The organism is Lacinutrix cladophorae (genome assembly GCF_053604645.1).
In genome coordinates this window covers 1-229 of the sequence record NZ_JBSHNR010000106.1, presented here as the reverse complement: position 1 = coordinate 229, position 229 = coordinate 1, and the positions used below count along the sequence as shown (strand labels likewise).

At 40.2% G+C, this 229-nt stretch carries 1 protein-coding gene; it reads right to left on the bottom strand.

Annotation, left to right across the window (positions count from 1 at the left end; genetic code table 11):
* Positions 1 to 229, bottom strand: a 229-nt coding sequence (locus ACVC3Y_RS06410) for a hypothetical protein (protein WP_452226417.1), incomplete at both ends; no start/stop codon positions are given.

The window sequence follows — 229 nt, the reverse complement described above, 5'->3', positions numbered from 1 at the left end:
GTTCGTGAAAGCATAATCCGAAGTTACATCAAAGACCGCATCTGCATCACAGCTATCTGTACCACAAGATTGTAGTGCAAGTATGTTTGCAGCATTCCAATCGTTAGCAATGGTTTCATTATCTGTTCCATTACATTCTATGGTTTCATCTACAACCGTACAAGCCGTTAGGTCTGGACCAATAGAATCTTCAAGAGTAAGTGTAGCAGTCAGTGTAGTTTCGTTATCA